General features: G+C 65.4%; 14 protein-coding genes. 7 read left to right on the forward strand and 7 right to left on the reverse strand.

What is annotated here, in order from left to right:
- The first annotated feature begins 82 nt into the window (after positions 1 to 82).
- A complete protein-coding gene (locus tag QX051_RS01415) occupies positions 83 to 1057 on the forward strand; it encodes a quinone oxidoreductase (RefSeq protein WP_315772107.1) in 975 nt (324 codons plus the stop codon).
- Positions 1058 to 1081: 24 nt separating this feature from the next.
- On the opposite strand, the gene QX051_RS01420 is transcribed toward QX051_RS01415, so the two are convergent.
- From QX051_RS01420 to QX051_RS01430, 3 genes are all read right to left on the reverse strand, one after another.
- The gene (locus QX051_RS01420) at positions 1082 to 1837 is read right to left on the reverse strand and encodes a hypothetical protein (protein WP_315774735.1); all 756 of its coding nucleotides are present in this window, start codon (positions 1835 to 1837) and stop codon (positions 1082 to 1084) included.
- 120 nt (positions 1838 to 1957) lie between these two features.
- Positions 1958 to 2239, reverse strand: coding sequence for a hypothetical protein (locus tag QX051_RS01425; RefSeq protein ID WP_315737919.1), 282 nt, complete (start codon positions 2237 to 2239; stop codon positions 1958 to 1960).
- Positions 2240 to 2625: 386 nt separating this feature from the next.
- A complete protein-coding gene (locus QX051_RS01430; RefSeq protein ID WP_315774737.1) occupies positions 2626 to 3822 on the reverse strand; it encodes an acetylornithine transaminase in 1197 nt (398 codons plus the stop codon).
- 418 nt (positions 3823 to 4240) lie between these two features.
- Here QX051_RS01430 and QX051_RS01435 point away from each other — a divergent pair, with 418 nt between their 5' ends.
- The gene (locus QX051_RS01435; RefSeq protein ID WP_315737921.1) at positions 4241 to 5362 is read left to right on the forward strand and encodes a DUF2336 domain-containing protein; all 1122 of its coding nucleotides are present in this window, start codon (positions 4241 to 4243) and stop codon (positions 5360 to 5362) included.
- Between the two features lie 91 nt (positions 5363 to 5453).
- On the opposite strand, the gene rimO is transcribed toward QX051_RS01435, so the two are convergent.
- Positions 5454 to 6779: a 30S ribosomal protein S12 methylthiotransferase RimO gene (gene rimO / locus QX051_RS01440; RefSeq protein WP_315774739.1), complete on the reverse strand. Its 1326-nt coding sequence runs from the start codon at positions 6777 to 6779 to the stop codon at positions 5454 to 5456.
- 113 nt (positions 6780 to 6892) lie between these two features.
- Here rimO and QX051_RS01445 point away from each other — a divergent pair, with 113 nt between their 5' ends.
- The 5 genes from QX051_RS01445 to QX051_RS01465 all read left to right on the forward strand — a co-directional run bounded on the left by QX051_RS01445 (position 6893) and on the right by QX051_RS01465 (position 12677).
- Positions 6893 to 7483, forward strand: a complete 591-nt coding sequence (locus QX051_RS01445) for an ANTAR domain-containing response regulator (RefSeq protein WP_012044202.1) — start codon at positions 6893 to 6895, stop codon at positions 7481 to 7483.
- Positions 7480 to 8634 carry a CmpA/NrtA family ABC transporter substrate-binding protein gene (locus QX051_RS01450; RefSeq protein WP_315774740.1) on the forward strand — a complete coding sequence of 385 codons (1155 nt, stop codon included), beginning with the start codon at positions 7480 to 7482 and terminating at the stop codon, positions 8632 to 8634. Before QX051_RS01445 ends, QX051_RS01450 begins: the two co-directional genes overlap by 4 nt.
- Before the next feature lie 345 nt (positions 8635 to 8979).
- Positions 8980 to 10770, forward strand: coding sequence for a NirA family protein (locus QX051_RS01455; RefSeq protein WP_315774741.1), 1791 nt, complete (start codon positions 8980 to 8982; stop codon positions 10768 to 10770).
- On the forward strand, positions 10767 to 12368 hold the full coding sequence (locus tag QX051_RS01460) for a sulfite reductase subunit alpha (protein WP_315774742.1): 1602 nt from the start codon (positions 10767 to 10769) through the stop codon (positions 12366 to 12368). The genes QX051_RS01455 and QX051_RS01460 overlap by 4 nt, the downstream gene beginning before the upstream one ends.
- Before the next feature lie 159 nt (positions 12369 to 12527).
- Entirely contained in the window at positions 12528 to 12677 is a 150-nt protein-coding gene (locus tag QX051_RS01465; RefSeq protein WP_315774743.1) for a hypothetical protein, read from the forward strand.
- A 6-nt stretch (positions 12678 to 12683) separates the two neighbouring features.
- Here the strand turns inward: QX051_RS01465 and QX051_RS01470 are convergent, their stop codons facing one another.
- From QX051_RS01470 to pxpB, 3 genes are read right to left on the reverse strand one after another with little or no spacing between them, the layout of a single operon-like run.
- A complete protein-coding gene (locus QX051_RS01470) occupies positions 12684 to 13451 on the reverse strand; it encodes a 5-oxoprolinase subunit PxpA (protein ID WP_315774744.1) in 768 nt (255 codons plus the stop codon).
- 50 nt (positions 13452 to 13501) lie between these two features.
- Positions 13502 to 14536, reverse strand: coding sequence for a biotin-dependent carboxyltransferase family protein (locus QX051_RS01475; RefSeq protein WP_315774745.1), 1035 nt, complete (start codon positions 14534 to 14536; stop codon positions 13502 to 13504).
- Positions 14533 to 15264, reverse strand: a complete 732-nt coding sequence (pxpB, locus tag QX051_RS01480; protein ID WP_315774746.1) for a 5-oxoprolinase subunit PxpB — start codon at positions 15262 to 15264, stop codon at positions 14533 to 14535. Before pxpB ends, QX051_RS01475 begins: the two co-directional genes overlap by 4 nt.
- Positions 15265 to 15500: the final 236 nt, after the last annotated feature.

The following is a 15500-nucleotide window of genomic DNA, read 5'->3' on the forward strand; positions in this document are numbered from 1 at the left end:
CGATGAGAATCAGGTAACTGTCGGAAGTTCTTTCGCCGGATTCTCGGACGCGGCGATGGAGAGTCCGAAGGGAGATGGCGGGATGACCAAGGCGGTGCGCGTGCACAAGGTGGGAGGCCCCGAGGTGCTCGTCTATGAGCCGGTCGACGTCGCCGCGCCCGGCCCCGGCGAGGTCCGCATCCGCCAGCACGCGATCGGCCTGAACTTCATCGACGTGTACTACCGCACCGGACTGTACAAGGCGCCCGGCCTGCCGTTCATCACCGGCAACGAGGCGGCAGGCGAGGTGATCGCCGTAGGGCCGGGCGTCACGAATTTTCATCCCGGCGACCGCGTCGCCTACTACGAAAATCTGGGCGGCTACGCGACCGAGCGCAATATCGCTTGGCAGCGCCTAGTCAAGCTGCCCGACCACATCACCTATGAGCAGGGCGCGGTGCTGATGCTCAAGGGGCTGACGGTCTGGTATCTGCTGCACAAGACGTTCAAGGTCGAGCCGCACCATCGCGTGCTGATCCACGCTGCCGCCGGCGGCATCGGCCTGCTGGCCTGCCAGTGGGCGCGCGCGCTCGGCGCGCACGTCATCGGCACCGTCGGCTCCAAGGCGAAGGCCGATCTCGCCCTGGCCAATGGCTGCGACCACGTCATCCTCTACAACGAGGAGGACTTCGTCGCACGGGTCAAGCAGATCAGCCGTGGTGAATTGTGCGACGTGGTCTATGACGGGGTCGGCAAGTCGACCTTCCCCGGCTCGTTGTCCTGCTTGAAGCCGCGCGGTCTGTTCGTCAGCTTCGGCAATGCCTCGGGTCCGGTGCCGCCATTCTCGATCGCCGAGCTCAACAGCCATGGCTCTCTGTTCGCGACCCGGCCGAAGCTCAACGACTACATCGGCAAACGATCGGAGTTGCTGGAGGGCGCCGATACGCTATTCTCGGCGGTGATCAGCGGCAAGCTGCACGTGCAGATCAATCACGCCTATGCGCTGAAGGATGCGGGCCGGGCGCACGCCGATCTCGAAAGCCGCGCCACGACCGGGGCCTCGATCCTCAAGCCATAGGCGCTTGGCGATCGGGATCTGCCGCTAGAATTCGTCCCGGATCGAAGCGCCACCAGCCGAAGCCCGGCTCCAGAGCACCGCGTCCGTCTGCGCTGCCGTCGTCGACGCCTCGATCCGCGCCGGCGCGAGGCTGTCTTGTCCGTCGCGCCAGGCGCGCTCGCGCTCGGGGTCGTGGAGCGCCAGAACGAGACCCTGATTGAGCTCATAGAGGCCAGCGGCGAGTCCTGCGCTGTCGAGCGCTTCCCTGAGCGAATCCTGCACCACGGCGCGCAGCGCGACGTGTGGCGCCGAGACCGGCACATCCACCTCGCGGCCGGCCATGGCCTGCGCGCAGGCGCGCCGGTCGAACGAGGCATGGCCGCGGCAGGCGAGCGGACGCGCGGGATGGATGATGCAGCCGCCGCGCACGACGAATGGGCAAGGCTGGCGCAGCTTCATTCGCTCGGTCTCGCCCAAGCCGCGCGTCGCGCGGTTGGCGAGCTTGATCCGTCGTGACAGCGAGCCGAGCGCGGTTGCCGGCATGCGCTGATCGATCTGCCGGGCGTAGCGCGCGAGCAGGAAGATCTCCGGTGCCGTCGCCGTCACGCGCAGCGCGCAACAGGAGGGGCAGCCCTTGGCGCAGGCGAGGGCGGGCAGATGCGCCGTCTGGGCGTGGATGTTGGCTTCGAACAGATCGAAGGCGCGGTCGGCGAGCATGTCTACCAGGTTCTGCGAGGCCCGCCCGGACGCCAGCAGCGCGCTGAAGACCCGTCGCAGTTCGCTGAAAGCTGCTTCGCTCAATGTTTTCCCCCGACGCCCGCACGAACCAAAACGTCAGCGACCGCGGCGCACCCGGCGCACCGCGGTCGACAAGGATGAGGCAGAGAGGACGCCCGCTGCCTCATCCGGAGAGAGCCGACGTCAGGCAGCAACGCCTTTCAGGATCGCGTCGAAGCAGGGGCGGGGGATGCGGAAGAAGCCGCGGCCGCCGGCGAACGTCCGATAGTGCGGACGTGCCATCTCGAGCAGGCGCTCGTACCATTCGTTCGCGGTGAGCCCGGCCGGCTTCTCGCCGATCGAGTTGATGTCCGAGTTCGGAAAGAAGCGGACGTGAATCAAAACCTCTTCGGTGGCGGCAGCGGGGGCGATGTGGCTCGCGGCGTCCGTGACGGGTAGCGCCCGAGCCAGATTGTCTCTCGCCATTCTCGTATCTCCTTGTGTCGTACCGACGTCGTTGTCGGCGGAATGATCATCAGCTTGGTCCGGCAAGCCTCGTCCCTCCGAGCTGATCACATCCCGTACAACGCTATATCCACAAGGATATAACGTATGTCATCGGACCGCAGGTGTTTGGCTCCGCAAAGATCGTTGGTCAGGCGGCGCGCTGTCTTTGATCTAGGTCAATCGACGTCCGGGAACCTCCGTCGCGACGCGATAGACCTGACGCTGTGGCTCCTCGTCTTCGCGCCGGCATTCTTCCGCTCCTCCGACAATCATGTTCTCGGCGATCGCGCGCCCCTCCGGACGCGCATCCCGCAAGGCCGGCTCGACTGATGAATGCCGCGCCGGTCCTCCCGCGATCTCGGCCGCTACGCCACGCACCGGGCAGCGCCGACCTTGGTCAGGATGCCATCCAGCGTGTCGATCATCGCCGCGATTTCGTCCCGGGTCACGTTGAGCGCCGGCATGAAGCGCAACGCATCCGGACGCGGCGCGTTCAGCAGCAGGCCGAGCTCGAAGGCATGCGCGACGATCGCCGGCGCGATCGGCCTGATCACGTCGAGCGCGAGCAACAGACCGCGGCCGCGCACTTCGCCCAAGCCGTGCCTTGCCGACATGCGCTGCAGTTCACTCTCGAGATAGATCCCGTTGTCCGCGACAGCCTTGAGAAACTCCGGCTTCTCGATGACGTCGAGCACAGCAAGCCCCGCCGCGCACATGAGCGGATTGCCGTTGAAGGTGCCGCCCTGATCGCCATGCTCGAAACAAGACGCCGCGTCGGTCGCCAGCAGGGCGGCGAGCGGGACACCACCGCCGATGCCCTTGCCCAAGGTCATGATGTCCGGGAGGACGTCGGCATGCTCATAGCCGAACAGTTTTCCGGTGCGGCCCATTCCGGTCTGGATCTCGTCGACGATCAGCAGCAGCCCGTGCTCGGCGGTCAGCGCCCGCAAATGCTGCAGGAACTTGTCCGTCGCGGGCCATACGCCGGCCTCACCCTGGATCGGCTCCAGCATTATCGCGACCGTCTGGTCGGAGATCAGCGCCTCGACCGAGTCGATGTCGTTCAGGCGCGCCTTGGGAAAGCCCGGTACCTTCGGCTCGAACAGCGGCTCGAACGCCTTCTTGCCAGAAGCCGACATCGTCGCCAGCGTCCGGCCGTGGAAGCCGCCCTCGAAGGTGATGATCTCATACGCGCCGTTCTTGCGCAGGGCGCCGTATTTGCGCGCGAGCTTGATGGCGCCTTCATTGGCTTCGGCGCCCGAATTTGTGAAGAACACCTGGTCGAAGCACGAGCGGTCGACCAGTGCTTTGGCGAGTTGCAGGCTGGTATCGTTGAAATAAGCTGGGCTCGGCGTGATCAGGCGCGCCGCCTGGTTGGTGAGCGCGCTGGCAAGCTCCGGCGGCGCATGCCCGAGCGCGTTCACGGCCCAGCCCTGGATGAAGTCCAGATAGCGCTTGCCGTCGTCGTCCCATAGCCAGGAGCCCTTGCCCTGAACGAAAACGGTGCGCGGACGCGCCGTGATCTCCATCAGAGCGTCGTAGGGATGGGAGGCGGTCAGCATGTGCAATCTCCTGTGCTCAGGGGGAAACGGTGGGCCAAAAAGCGAGAAGGCCGCTCCTTTGCGGGAGCGGCCTTCTCGAAAACCTGGAGCTGATGAGCTAGCTGATCAGCAACGTCTTCGGACATGGCGCGCCCCGGCATCGTCACGGCGGTGACGACGGCAAACGGCGGCGCGGCGGTTGGTCCGGTTGAAGATCATGCGGCGGCCATACAGGCAAATCGCAACCGGTGTCAAGATGCCGGCCTGCAGGCTGCAATACGGGCCGCTGCTCCGGGAAGCGGCGAGGGAAGCGCCGGCCGGTGCGAAGGCCGCACGATCCAATCTCGGGTCTCGCGCTTTAGTGACAACTTTACCAAACATTTAGCGGCTGCGTTTACTTTGCCGGGCAGCTTGAAAATGCAAGCGCTCAGGACGAGCGATGTCGAACCCCCATCTCACGATCGCCGAAGAAGTGCAGGCGGCCATAGCCACCGGCTCAGCCGACCGCTGCTCCGGCGTGGCCGAGCGGGTGGCCGCCCTGTTCGTCGCCTCGGCCGGCAGCCTGGATATCGAGCAGCACGCGCTGTTTGCCGACGTCTTCGAGCGTCTCGTCAACACCATCGAGCTGCGCGCGCTGGCCGACGTCGGTGCCCGGATCGCACTCGCCGAACTCAGCGCCCAGCTTGCCCCGATCCCGCAGGCGCCGGCCGGCGTGATCCGGCGGCTGGCCTATCATGACGACATTGCCGTCGCGGGGCCGGTGCTTTCGGAATCGCCGCGGCTGAGCAGCGAGGATCTCGTCGAGATCGCGCAGACGCGCGGCGAGAAGCACCTGATTGCGATCGCCGGGCGCTGGTGGCTGCAGGAGATCGTTACCGATGCGCTGCTCGCGCGACGCTATCCGAGCGTGAGCCGCCAACTGATGAGGAATCCCGGGGCGCGGGTGTCTCCCGCCGGATTCGCCGCCATCGTGGCACAGGCGGCTGGAGATGCGGAGCTCACGGTCGCGGCCGGCATCCGCGCCGATCTGCCGGCAGCCTTGCGCAGGACCCTGTTGCAGCGCGCGACGGAGGCGGTGAGGGCGCGGCTGCTCGCGTCGGCGCCGCCGCATCTCTACGAAGAAATCCGCAGCGCCATTTCAGCGGCCACGGTCGACGCCGAGCGCGACATGTCGCGAAACCGCGATGGTGGCAGCTCCAAGGTGGCGGTTGGCCAGCTGAAGCAGGGCGGAAAGCTGACCGAGGCCGCGCTGCTGGAATTTGCCCGTCAGCGGCGCTACGGCGAGACGATCGCGGCCATCGCGGAGCTCGCGAAATGCAGCATCGAGCTGGTGCGGCCGCTGATGCAGAGCCTGCGCAGCGACGGCATTCTCGTGCCGTGCAAGGCCGCTGGACTGAGCTGGGTCACGGTTGCGGCCATCCTCGACAGCCGGTTCGTCTCAGGTGCAACGCCTCCCGACGAGCTGACCAAGCTCAAGAACAAATATCTCGAACTGAAGCAGGACGAGGCGCTTCGCCTGCTGAAGCTCTGGTCGGTTCGCACCACGGGCTCCTCGCACTGAGGGGCAGTCCGCAGGTCCAGGACGCATCTCCTCGCCCGTCTGTAATTCCCCCGAGTTCCCGGCGGCTGGCCCGAGACGCGACAGAGCCGCGCTAGAAACCCGCGACCGTGCCGTGCAGGTCGTATTCGTCGGCACGCTCGATCTTGACCGTGACGATCTCGCCGACACGCAGCGGCCTGCGGCTGGACAGATAGACGGCGCCATCGATGTCGGGGGCATCAGCCTTGGTGCGGCCCTTGGCGACGCTCGGCCCGACCTCGTCGATGATCACCTGCTGACGCGCGCCAACCTTGCGCTTGAGCCTGCGCGCCGAGATCTTCTGCTGGCGGGCCATCAGCGCGTCCCAGCGCTCCTGCTTGACCGCGTCCGGGACCTGGTCGGGCAGGGCGTTGGAGGTCGCGCCGGCCACCGGCTCGTATTTGAAGCATCCGAGCCGATCGATCTCGGCCTCATCCAGCCAGTCCAGCAGATAGGCGAAATCCGCGTCCGTCTCGCCGGGGAATCCGACGATGAAGGTCGAGCGCAGCGCAAGGTCGGGGCAGGCTGCCCGCCAGGCCTTGATCCGGTCCAGCGTCTTGTCCTGCGCCGCCGGGCGGCGCATCGCCTTCAGAACGTTCGGGCTGGCATGCTGGAATGGGATGTCGAGATAAGGCAATATCTTACCGTCTGTCATGAGGCCAATCACCTCGTCGACATGCGGGTAGGGGTAGACGTAATGCAGCCGGACCCAGGCTCCGAGCTCACCGAGCTCGCGCGCCAGATCGAGGAAGCGCGCCCGGACGCTGCGGTCCTTCCAGGCGCTTTCGGCATATTTCAGGTCCAGCCCATAGGCCGAGGTGTCCTGCGAAATGACCAGGAGCTCCTTGACCCCGGCTGCGACCAGCCGCTCGGCCTCGCGCAGCACGTCGGCCGCGGGGCGCGACACCAGATCGCCACGCAGCTTCGGGATGATGCAGAAGGTGCAGCGGTTGTTGCAACCTTCGGAGATCTTCAGATAGGCGTAGTGCCGGGGCGTAAGCTTGATGCCCTGCGGAGGAACCAGGTCGAGATGAGGGTTGTGCGCAGGCGGCGATGCGCGGTGGACCGCGTCCAGCACACTCTCGTACTGCTGCGGGCCGGTGATCGACAGCACGCCGGGATAGGCCTGCTCGATCTGCTCCGGCTCGGCGCCCATGCAGCCGGTCACGATGACCTTGCCGTTCTCGGCCATGGCGGAACCGATCGCCGACAGCGATTCCTGCTTGGCACTGTCCAGGAACCCGCAGGTGTTGACGATGACGACGTCGGCGCCGTCATGCTTCCGGGCAAGCTCATAGCCCTCGGCGCGGAGACGCGTGATGATGCGCTCGGAATCGACCAAGGCCTTGGGACATCCGAGCGAAACAAAGCTGATCTTGGGCGCCGAACCCTGCTGCATCTTGGAACTGCCTGATGAGATAGGCGTCAGCTAGTCCGAATTGTCCAGAAAGACAAGGCTTTGAGGCGGCCACGTCCATGCTATGGGTGAGGGCCCGGACAACCTGGTGATCGATGAGCGCCGAGCAATCGCCTAAAATCGTGATCGTCGACGAAAGCCCGATCCGCGCGGCCATCCTGGAGGAGGGCTTGCGGGAAGCGGGCTTTACCGGCGTCGTGCATGTCAGCGAGATGCAGGGTCTTCTGGCGCGCATCTATGCCCTGGATCCGGACGTCATCGTCATCGACCTGGAGAACCCGAGCCGCGACGTGCTGGAGCAGATGTTCCAGGTCAGCCGCGCCGTCCGCCGGCCGATCGCGATGTTCGTGGACCAGAGCGACGCCGCCTCGATCCAGGCCTCGGTGGAGGCGGGCGTCTCCGCCTACATCGTTGATGGCCTGAAGAAGGAGCGGATCAAGCCGATCCTCGACCTCTGCATCTCCCGCTTCAATGCGTTCTCCAAGCTTCAGGACGAGCTGGAGCGCGCCAAGTCCGCGCTCGAGGACCGCAAGGTGATCGACCGCGCCAAGGGCATTCTGATGAAGATGAAGGGCTTCACCGAAGAGGAAGCCTACGTGCTGTTGCGCTCCACAGCCATGCGCGAAAAGAAGAAGATCGGCGAGATCGCACAATCGATCCTGACCGCCTCGGAGATGTTGAAATGACCGGCCCGCTTCGCATTGGCTTCATTCCGCTGGTCGATGCCGCGGCGCTGATCGTCGCCGTCGATAAGGGCTTCACGGCCGCGGAGGGGCTCGACGTCACCCTCGTCCGCGAGGTTTCCTGGTCGAACGTCCGCGACAAGCTCAACATTGGCCTGTTCGATGCCGCGCATCTGCTGGCGCCGGTGGCCATTGCGTCCAGTCTTGGTATCGGCCACGTCAAGGTTCCGATCGTCGCGCCGTTCAATCTCGGCGTGAACGGCAACGCGATCACCGTGACGCCGGCGCTGCATGCGGCAATCATGGCCCACCTCGAGGGTGATCGTTTCGACCCGATGACGACGGCGCTGGCCCTGGCGCGCGTCGTCGCTGAACGGCGCAAGGTCGGCGCCGAGCCGCTGACTTTCGGCATGACGTTTCCGTTCTCGACCCACAACTATCAGTTGCGGTTCTGGATGGCCGCAGGCGGCGTTGACCCCGATGAGGACGTCCGCCTCGTGGTGCTGCCGCCGCCCTACATGGTGGAGAGCATCGCCAACGGTCACGTCGATGCGTTCTGCGTCGGAGCACCGTGGAACTCGATCGCGGTCGATCTCGGCATCGGCCATATTCTCCACTTCGTGTCTGACGTGCTGGTGCGCGCGGCCGAAAAGGTGCTGGCGGTCAGGCAGAGCTGGGCTGACAATAATCCCGGCGCCCTCGCCGGCCTGGTCCGCGCCTGCGCCAAGGCCGCCGATTTCATCGAGCAGAACCATGGGGAGGCCGCGCGTATACTGGCCCAGCCGGAGCGGATCGGCGTCGATGCGGAGGTGCTCCAGCGTACGCTGGACGGCCGCCTCAAGATCTCGCCGGATGGCACCTTCCGCGAAAGCTCGCGCTATCTGCTGGTGGGCCGGGAAGAAGCGGGACGGCCCGAGAAGATCCAGGCGGCATGGCTGTATGCCCAGATGGTGCGGTGGGGCCAGACTCCCCTCAGCAATGAAGCCCTGGGCACCGCCATGGGCGTGTTCCGGCCGGATATCTACGACGCGGCGATGGGCACGGCTGCGGTCGGCACGGATGCCGCCATCGGCGCGTTCGCTGGTCCGCCTTTTGCGGTGGACGACGTGATCGGCCATCTCAAGGCATTCAAGATCGGCCGCTGGACGGCCTGATCCACCGCTCCGATCAGGGTCTGGGCACCGGGCGCCGCCGACCAATTTTTGGGCGGCGTGCCCGTATTTCGGGGCTTGAGCCTGACAACGCGCCTTCATCGATTCGGGCAGCGACCTGATTCTTCGCGCTTTTCCTTGATTTGTCCCGCTGGCACGCAACTTGAATGTTGCGGTGCAGTCGGCCGCCGCAGACGCCGCTGACTGCAATCCATGTCGGATTTCCGCAGCAACGAAGCTGGTCGGATCGCTCACCTGAAGCAGGCCATATCGGCCGGTCGGACGATGCGATCCTCATCCCATTCCCGAACGCCAATCGCCCTGGCCGCTGGAGCTTCGTTCGCCATCATGAAAATCGAATCGTTGCCAGTCGACTTCAACGACGAGCAGAAGCGCTACCTCGAAGGGTTGGCCGCGGGCCTCAAGGTCACGCTCGCAGGACGCGGCCAGGGTGGCGCGCCGACAGCAAGCGAGCCGACCGGTCCGGACGCCATCCACATCAAGGCGCAGGACAAGGTGATCGCGTCGGGACGGAAGCTCGCCGACCAGGAAAAGGTCAAACGGGAAGGACATCCGTTCGATGCCTACGAACGGCTGAAGGAGCAGGCGCGCAACGATGCCGCGCCATCCACGGCCGACAATTTCCGTTGGCGCTACTACGGCCTGTTTCACGTCGCTCCGGCGCAGGACTCCTACATGTGCCGTCTGCGCATCCCCAACGGCATCCTGAAGCATTGGCAGTTGACCGGCCTCGCCGATCTCGCCGACGAGCTTTGCGGTCCCTACAGCCACGTCACCACGCGGGCAAACCTGCAACTGCGCGAAATCCCACCCAGGCACGCGGTCATGCTGCTGGAGGGACTCTCGGATCTCGGTCTGACCGCGCGCGGCTCCGGCGCCGACAACATCCGCAACGTAACGGGAACGCCAACCGCGGGGATCGATCCGCAGGAATTGCTGGATACGCGGCCCTATGCGCGCGAATGGCATTTCCACATCCTCAACGACCGTTCGCTGTACGGCCTGCCACGCAAGTTCAACGTCGCTTTCGACGGTGCCGGGCAGATCGCGGCGCTCGAGGACACCAACGACATTGCGTTCTCGGCGGTCGAGGTGAAGGACGGATTTGGGGTTGCGCCCGGCGTGTGGTTCAGACTCGGCCTCGGCGGCATTACGGGACACAAGGATTTTGCCAAGTCGACCGGAATCATCGTCGAGCCGGAGCGGGCGACCGAGGTGGCTGACGCCATCGTGCGGCTCTTTATCGAGACCGGCGACCGCACCAACCGTCTCAAGGCGCGGCTCAAATATGTGCTCGACAACATGGGGCACGACAAGTTCATGGAAGCCGTCGAGACGAGGCTTGGCCGCAAGCTTGCGCGCGTGCCGGACGAGGCGCTCGAGCCGCGGCCCGACTCCGACCGCATGGCCCATGTCGGCGTGCACCAGCAGAAGCAGCAAGGGTTGAACTGGATCGGCGTCGTGCTGCCGCTGGGCAAGCTGACCACGGATCAAATGCGCGCGCTTGCCAGAATCGCAGCGGATCTCGGCGACGGCGAGATCCGGCTCACGGTGTGGCAGAACCTGCTGTTATCGGGCGTCCGCGACGACAAGGTCGCGCTGGCCTGCGCCGCGGTCGAGCAGATCGGACTGTCGGTCAAGGCCTCGCACATCCGCGCCGGACTGATCGCCTGCACAGGCAACGCCGGCTGCAAGTTCGCAGCATCCAACACCAAGAAACATGCGGCCGAGATCGGCGACTGGTGCGAGAGCAGGGTGGACGTCGACACGCCGCTGAACATTCATCTCACCGGCTGTCATCACTCCTGCGCCCAGCACTACATCAGCGACATCGGCTTGATCGCGGCAAAGGTGCCGGTTGGTGACGGCGACGACACGGTCGAAGGCTATCATCTGTTCGCCGGGGGTGGTTTCGGCCCTCAGACCGATATCGGCCGCGAGGTCTATCGCGACCTCAAGGCGGCGGATGCGCCTGTAACCGTCGAGAAGCTGCTCAAGGCCTATCTCGCCCATCGCGCCTCGCCCGAAGAGACCTTCCTCTCGTTCGCACGCCGTCACGACGGCGAAGCGCTGCGCAATCTCGCCGAAGCCCAGACCTCGTCGCAGGTGTCAGCATGAACCAGATCACGCCCATGCCCAACATCGATATCATTCCTCCGACGGCGCCATTTTCCGAGGCGCAGCGCTCGTGGCTCAACGGCTTCCTGGCCGGAGCGCTCGGTCTAGACGGCTCGACAGCATTGTCGCCGACGCAGAACGGCGCTGTGCTCGCGCCCGCAGGCGACGGTGATGACGGCGAGGCGCCATGGCACGATCAGACCATGCCGATCGCCGAACGCATGAAGCTGGCCGAGGGTCGCCCGCTGCGCCGGCGCATGATGGCGGCCATGGCGCAGCAGGACTGCGGCCAATGTGGCTACAATTGCAACGACTATTCGGATGCGATCGCCGGTCGCAGCGAGGCGCGGCTGAATCTGTGCGTCCCCGGTGGCAAAGAAACCGCGCGGATGCTGAAGGCTCTTTACGAGGAGATCGACACGGCTCCGGCGGCCGCCAAGCCCGCTGCTGCCGCGCCGGCCACCGTCTCCGTCGTCGTCAGCGAGCCCGGCCGCTCGCGCGATAATCCGGTGGAGGCGACGTTCCTGTCGCGGCGCCTGCTCAACAAGCCGGGCTCGGAGAAAGAGACCTGGCACATCGAGTTTGATCTGGGAGAGAGCGGGCTCGACTACGTCGTCGGCGATTCCTTCGGCATCTTCGCCAAGAATGATCTCGGCCTGGTCGACCAGATCATCGCGCTGCTCGGCGCCTCGCACATGACCGAGGTGAACGGCAAGCCGCTGCGGCAGTGCCTCTTGGAGGATGTCTCGCTGGCGCCGGCGCCGGATTCGCTGTTCGAGCTGATCTCCTTCATCACCGGCGGCGCGACCCGCGAGAAGGCGCGGCAACTGGCGCAGGGTGAGGATCCCGATGGCGATGCGGCGACGCTCGATGTGATGGCGGTGCTGCAGAAGTTCTCCGGTGTCCGGCCGCATCCCGAAGCCTTCGTCGAGGCGCTGGAGCCGCTGCAGCCGCGGCTCTACTCGATCTCGTCGTCGCACAATGCCACGCCCGGCAAGTTGTCGCTGACGGTCGACTGCGTCCGCTACGTCATCGGGAAGCGCAAGCGGCTGGGCCTCGCCTCGACGTTCCTGGCCGAGAGGATCAATCCCGGCGACAAGCTGCGCGTCTATGTGCAGAAGGCGCATGGCTTCGCGCTGCCGGCCGATCCCAAGACGCCGATCATCATGGTCGGCCCCGGCACCGGCGTTGCGCCGTTCCGTGCCTTCCTGCTCGATCGCAGGGCGACCGGCGCGCCGGGCAAGAACTGGCTGTTCTTCGGCCATCAGCGCAGCGACTGCGACTTCTTCTACGCCGACGAGCTCAACGCCATGAAGACCGCGGGCCTCTTGACGCGGCTGTCGCTGGCGTGGTCGCGCGACGGCGACAAGAAGTTCTACGTCCAGGACCGCATGCGCGAGGTCGGCCGTGAGGTGTGGACCTGGCTCGCCGACGGCGCCCACCTTTACATCTGCGGCGACGCCAAGCGCATGGCCAAGGACGTCGAGCGCGCCCTGGTCGACATCGTCGCCCAGTTCGGCGCGCGTTCGACGGACGAGGCGGTGAGTTTCGTCGCAGACCTGAAGAAGAAGGGCCGGTTCCAGCTCGACGTCTACTGAGCTGGAACCCGGCGGAGAATATTCTCGGCCGCAACATTGGCCGAGAATTTTTTGGTTCCAAGCGGACCCAAAACAGGGGGCTTGTCGTTATTTCGCCGGTTGCCTTGCACCGGCTCGCGAGAACGCTTTTCTCATGGCCGGAACTTCAGGAGACCGGCCATGCGGACGATATCGACGCCCCTGCGACACATGCCCCAGGCCCGCGCCATTCGCGAGCGCGGCGCAACCGTCGCGCTGGTTGCCTTCTACAGCGCGATGGCGCTGATTGCCGCGATCACCCTGGGCACGTCTTTCACGCATCCGTTCTGATTCTCGTCACCTCTTGAACGGCGCGACCGTGATGGCGGCCGCGTCGAGTGCCTTGCGGACCTCGCGTGCGATCTCGACGGCGCCGGCTGTATCGCCGTGGATGCAAACGGTGTCGGTGCGCATCTTCATGACCTTGCCGCTCACTGAAATCACGGCGCCGTCCTGAACCATTCGCACGACGCGCTCCGCGATCTGCTTGGGCTCGTGCAGCACCGCGCCGGGCTTGCTGCGCGACACCAACAGTCCATCGTCGCCATAGGCGCGGTCGGCAAACACCTCGTGAGCCATCCTCAGATTGGCCCTCTCGCCCGCGGTCACCAGCTTGGAGTTGGCGAGCACGACGAAGATCAGGCTGGGATCGACGGCCTTGATCGCCTTGGCGATGGCATTCGCCGTCATGTCGTCCTCGCAGGCGACGTTGGACAGCGCGCCGTGTGCCTTCACATGCGTGACCTTGTGACCGGCCGCGGTGGCGATCGCCTGCAGGGCGCCGATCTGATAGGCGACGAGGTTCTCGATCTCCGATGATTTCAGCCCCGGCACCGGACGCCGGCCGAAACCGTGCAAATCGCGATAGCCGGGATGCGCGCCGACGCTGACGCCTTTGGCCTTCGCCATCTCGACCGTCCGCCGCATGATGTCGGCGTCACCGGCATGAAAGCCGCAGGCGACGTTGACCGATGTCGCCAGCTCGATCATCGCGGCGTCATTGCCCATTTCCCACAGGCCGAAGCCTTCTCCGAGGTCGCAGTTCAGATCGACGGTGCTGGTCATGTCAGGGTCCGCTCGTTGATGGGTCCGAAGCAACGTGAGATGTGATCAAACTAATCGGGAGTGACTCCAGGCCAAGTGGTGGCGTCGGTTGCGCTGACGGCATGACCGGCCACATTGGCCGTGAGCAGCGCATCGACGTTGAAGTCGCTGCTCGCGATCGCGGTGACGCGGCCGGGCAGGCTGCGCAACAGGTCCTTATAGCGGCGCAGCTCGGCCTGTGCCTCGACCATGCTCACCGCCTTGAAGCGGAACGGCGTGCCGGCGGGCGTCTGCGCCAGGCGGCCGAAATCGGCTGTGATGACGGTCGCGATCTTCGGATAGCCGCCGCTGGTGCCGCGGTCCGACATCAGCACGATCGGCGAACCATTGCCGGGCACCTGGATGCTGCCGTCCACGGTGCCGTCCGAGACGATGTTGTGACCGTGCAGGTGGCGGATCCGCGGCCCCTCGAGCCGATAGCCCATGCGGTCGCTGGTCGCCGAGACCATCCAGTCGCTGCCGAGGAACAGCGCTTTCATCTCGTCGCTGAACTCGTCGTCCTGCGGCCCCATGACGACTCGAATCGCGCCGCTAATTTTCGGCAGATCGATCCGCAGTTCCGGCGCGTCGCCAGCGGGTGCGACCTCGAACACGTCGCCGGCCTGGAGCGGCCGCGGGTAGGGACTGCCAAGTCCAGCGCGTGCATTCACCGAGAGACTGTTGAACATCGGTTCGCCGGCGATGCCGGCTTCGACGGCGAGATAGGTGAAGGAGCCGCCGCGAGCAAAGCCGAGCGTGAGTTCCTCTCCGTCGTTCAGCGTCACCGACGTGTTGATCTCGACCTGCCGCTTGGCAACATCCGCCGGTCGTTGCGCGCCCGCGAGCGCCACGCGCACCGCGCCGCCCTTCGCCGTGAAGGTCGCGCCGAACGGGCCGATCTCGATCGCAGCCGCCATCGGCTCATTGCCGACGAGGCTGTTAGCTGCGGCCAGCGCCAGCTTGTCCATTGCACCGGACGGCGTCAGCCCGTAGCGCTGCGCGCCGAAACGCCCGCCATCCTGGACCGAGCTTGCCGGGCCGATCTGTGAGACGACGAGCGTGCTCATGCGACGATCCGCTCGGCAATGAGCTCGCCGCCCTCGGCGGCGCGCTCCTGCTCGGTGAAGGTCTTCACGTCAACGGCGTAGAAGCTGACCTCGTCGCCAGGCTCGAGCAGGAAGGTCGGGTCGCGATGCAGTTGAAACGTCCGCATCGCGGTGCGGCCGAGCAGGTGCCAGCCGCAGGGGCCCGCAAGGCATTGGATGCCGGTCTGGATGCCGCCGATGGCGATGATGCCTGCCGGCGTCGAGAGCCGCGGATTCTGGCGGCGCGACATCTGCAGCGTGGGATCGAGACCGGACAAATAGGACCAGCCGGGGGTAAAGCCGATCATTGCGACGCGATAAGTTCTGGCGATATGGCGCGCGACGACTTCGTCCGGCGTGAGACTCAACGCCTTCGCGACATCCTCGAGGTCGATGCCATTCTCTCCGCCATAGCAGACAGGAACCCGCCAGCGCCTGACCTCGCTGTCCGGCGCGAGCGACCCGGCCGACAGCGCCAACAGCCTTGCCCCGAGCGTGTCGTGGTCGATGACGTCAGCATCATAATGCACGAGCAGCGAACGATAGGTCGGCACCGTCTCCGTGATGCCCTCGATCCCGGCCGCTGCCACTGCATGGTCGAGCGCCAGGACGCGGCGGTTGGCGATCTCGTCGATGGTCCGGCTGAACTCGACGGTGACGGCGCTGTCGCCGCTGGGCAGCAGGCGGGGAGGTGGAAAGGGATCGGCCATGAGTCCGAAGTGATCCGCGTTGATGGTCCCTGATCTAGCTCGTTTCGATCGCAAGTGGAATTGGGTCAAAGGCAAAAAGTCTCGAAAATTCAATAAATTAATCGGATACTCGGCGATAAGAAGACTTTATCGGATGGGCGCAAGCCCCGCATGCGCTGGACGCACCGAGCATTCCCTTGACGCCGCCTTCGTCGCTCGCAAGATGCGCCTGCTTTTTTCCGCCAGCCTGTTTGGAG

The organism is Bradyrhizobium sp. SZCCHNR1053 (assembly GCF_032381235.1).
Classification (GTDB): Bacteria; Pseudomonadota; Alphaproteobacteria; order Rhizobiales; family Xanthobacteraceae; genus Bradyrhizobium.

Bases quoted from the DNA above. Each gene is read 5' to 3' on its own strand.
- pxpB (WP_315774746.1), bottom strand. From the start codon at position 15,264: ATGGCCGATCCCTTTCCACCTCCCCGCCTGCTGCCCAGCGGCGACAGC.
- QX051_RS01460 (WP_315774742.1), top strand. From the start codon at position 10,767: ATGAACCAGATCACGCCCATGCCCAACATCGATATCATTCCTCCGACG.
- QX051_RS01435 (WP_315737921.1), top strand. From the start codon at position 4,241: ATGTCGAACCCCCATCTCACGATCGCCGAAGAAGTGCAGGCGGCCATA.
- QX051_RS01425 (WP_315737919.1), bottom strand. From the start codon at position 2,239: ATGGCGAGAGACAATCTGGCTCGGGCGCTACCCGTCACGGACGCCGCG.
- QX051_RS01465 (WP_315774743.1), top strand. From the start codon at position 12,528: ATGCGGACGATATCGACGCCCCTGCGACACATGCCCCAGGCCCGCGCC.
- QX051_RS01455 (WP_315774741.1), top strand. From the start codon at position 8,980: ATGAAAATCGAATCGTTGCCAGTCGACTTCAACGACGAGCAGAAGCGC.
- QX051_RS01470 (WP_315774744.1), bottom strand. From the start codon at position 13,451: ATGACCAGCACCGTCGATCTGAACTGCGACCTCGGAGAAGGCTTCGGC.
- QX051_RS01445 (WP_012044202.1), top strand. From the start codon at position 6,893: ATGAGCGCCGAGCAATCGCCTAAAATCGTGATCGTCGACGAAAGCCCG.
- rimO (WP_315774739.1), bottom strand. From the start codon at position 6,779: ATGCAGCAGGGTTCGGCGCCCAAGATCAGCTTTGTTTCGCTCGGATGT.
- QX051_RS01475 (WP_315774745.1), bottom strand. From the start codon at position 14,536: ATGAGCACGCTCGTCGTCTCACAGATCGGCCCGGCAAGCTCGGTCCAG.
- QX051_RS01450 (WP_315774740.1), top strand. From the start codon at position 7,480: ATGACCGGCCCGCTTCGCATTGGCTTCATTCCGCTGGTCGATGCCGCG.
- QX051_RS01415 (WP_315772107.1), top strand. From the start codon at position 83: ATGACCAAGGCGGTGCGCGTGCACAAGGTGGGAGGCCCCGAGGTGCTC.
- QX051_RS01430 (WP_315774737.1), bottom strand. From the start codon at position 3,822: ATGCTGACCGCCTCCCATCCCTACGACGCTCTGATGGAGATCACGGCG.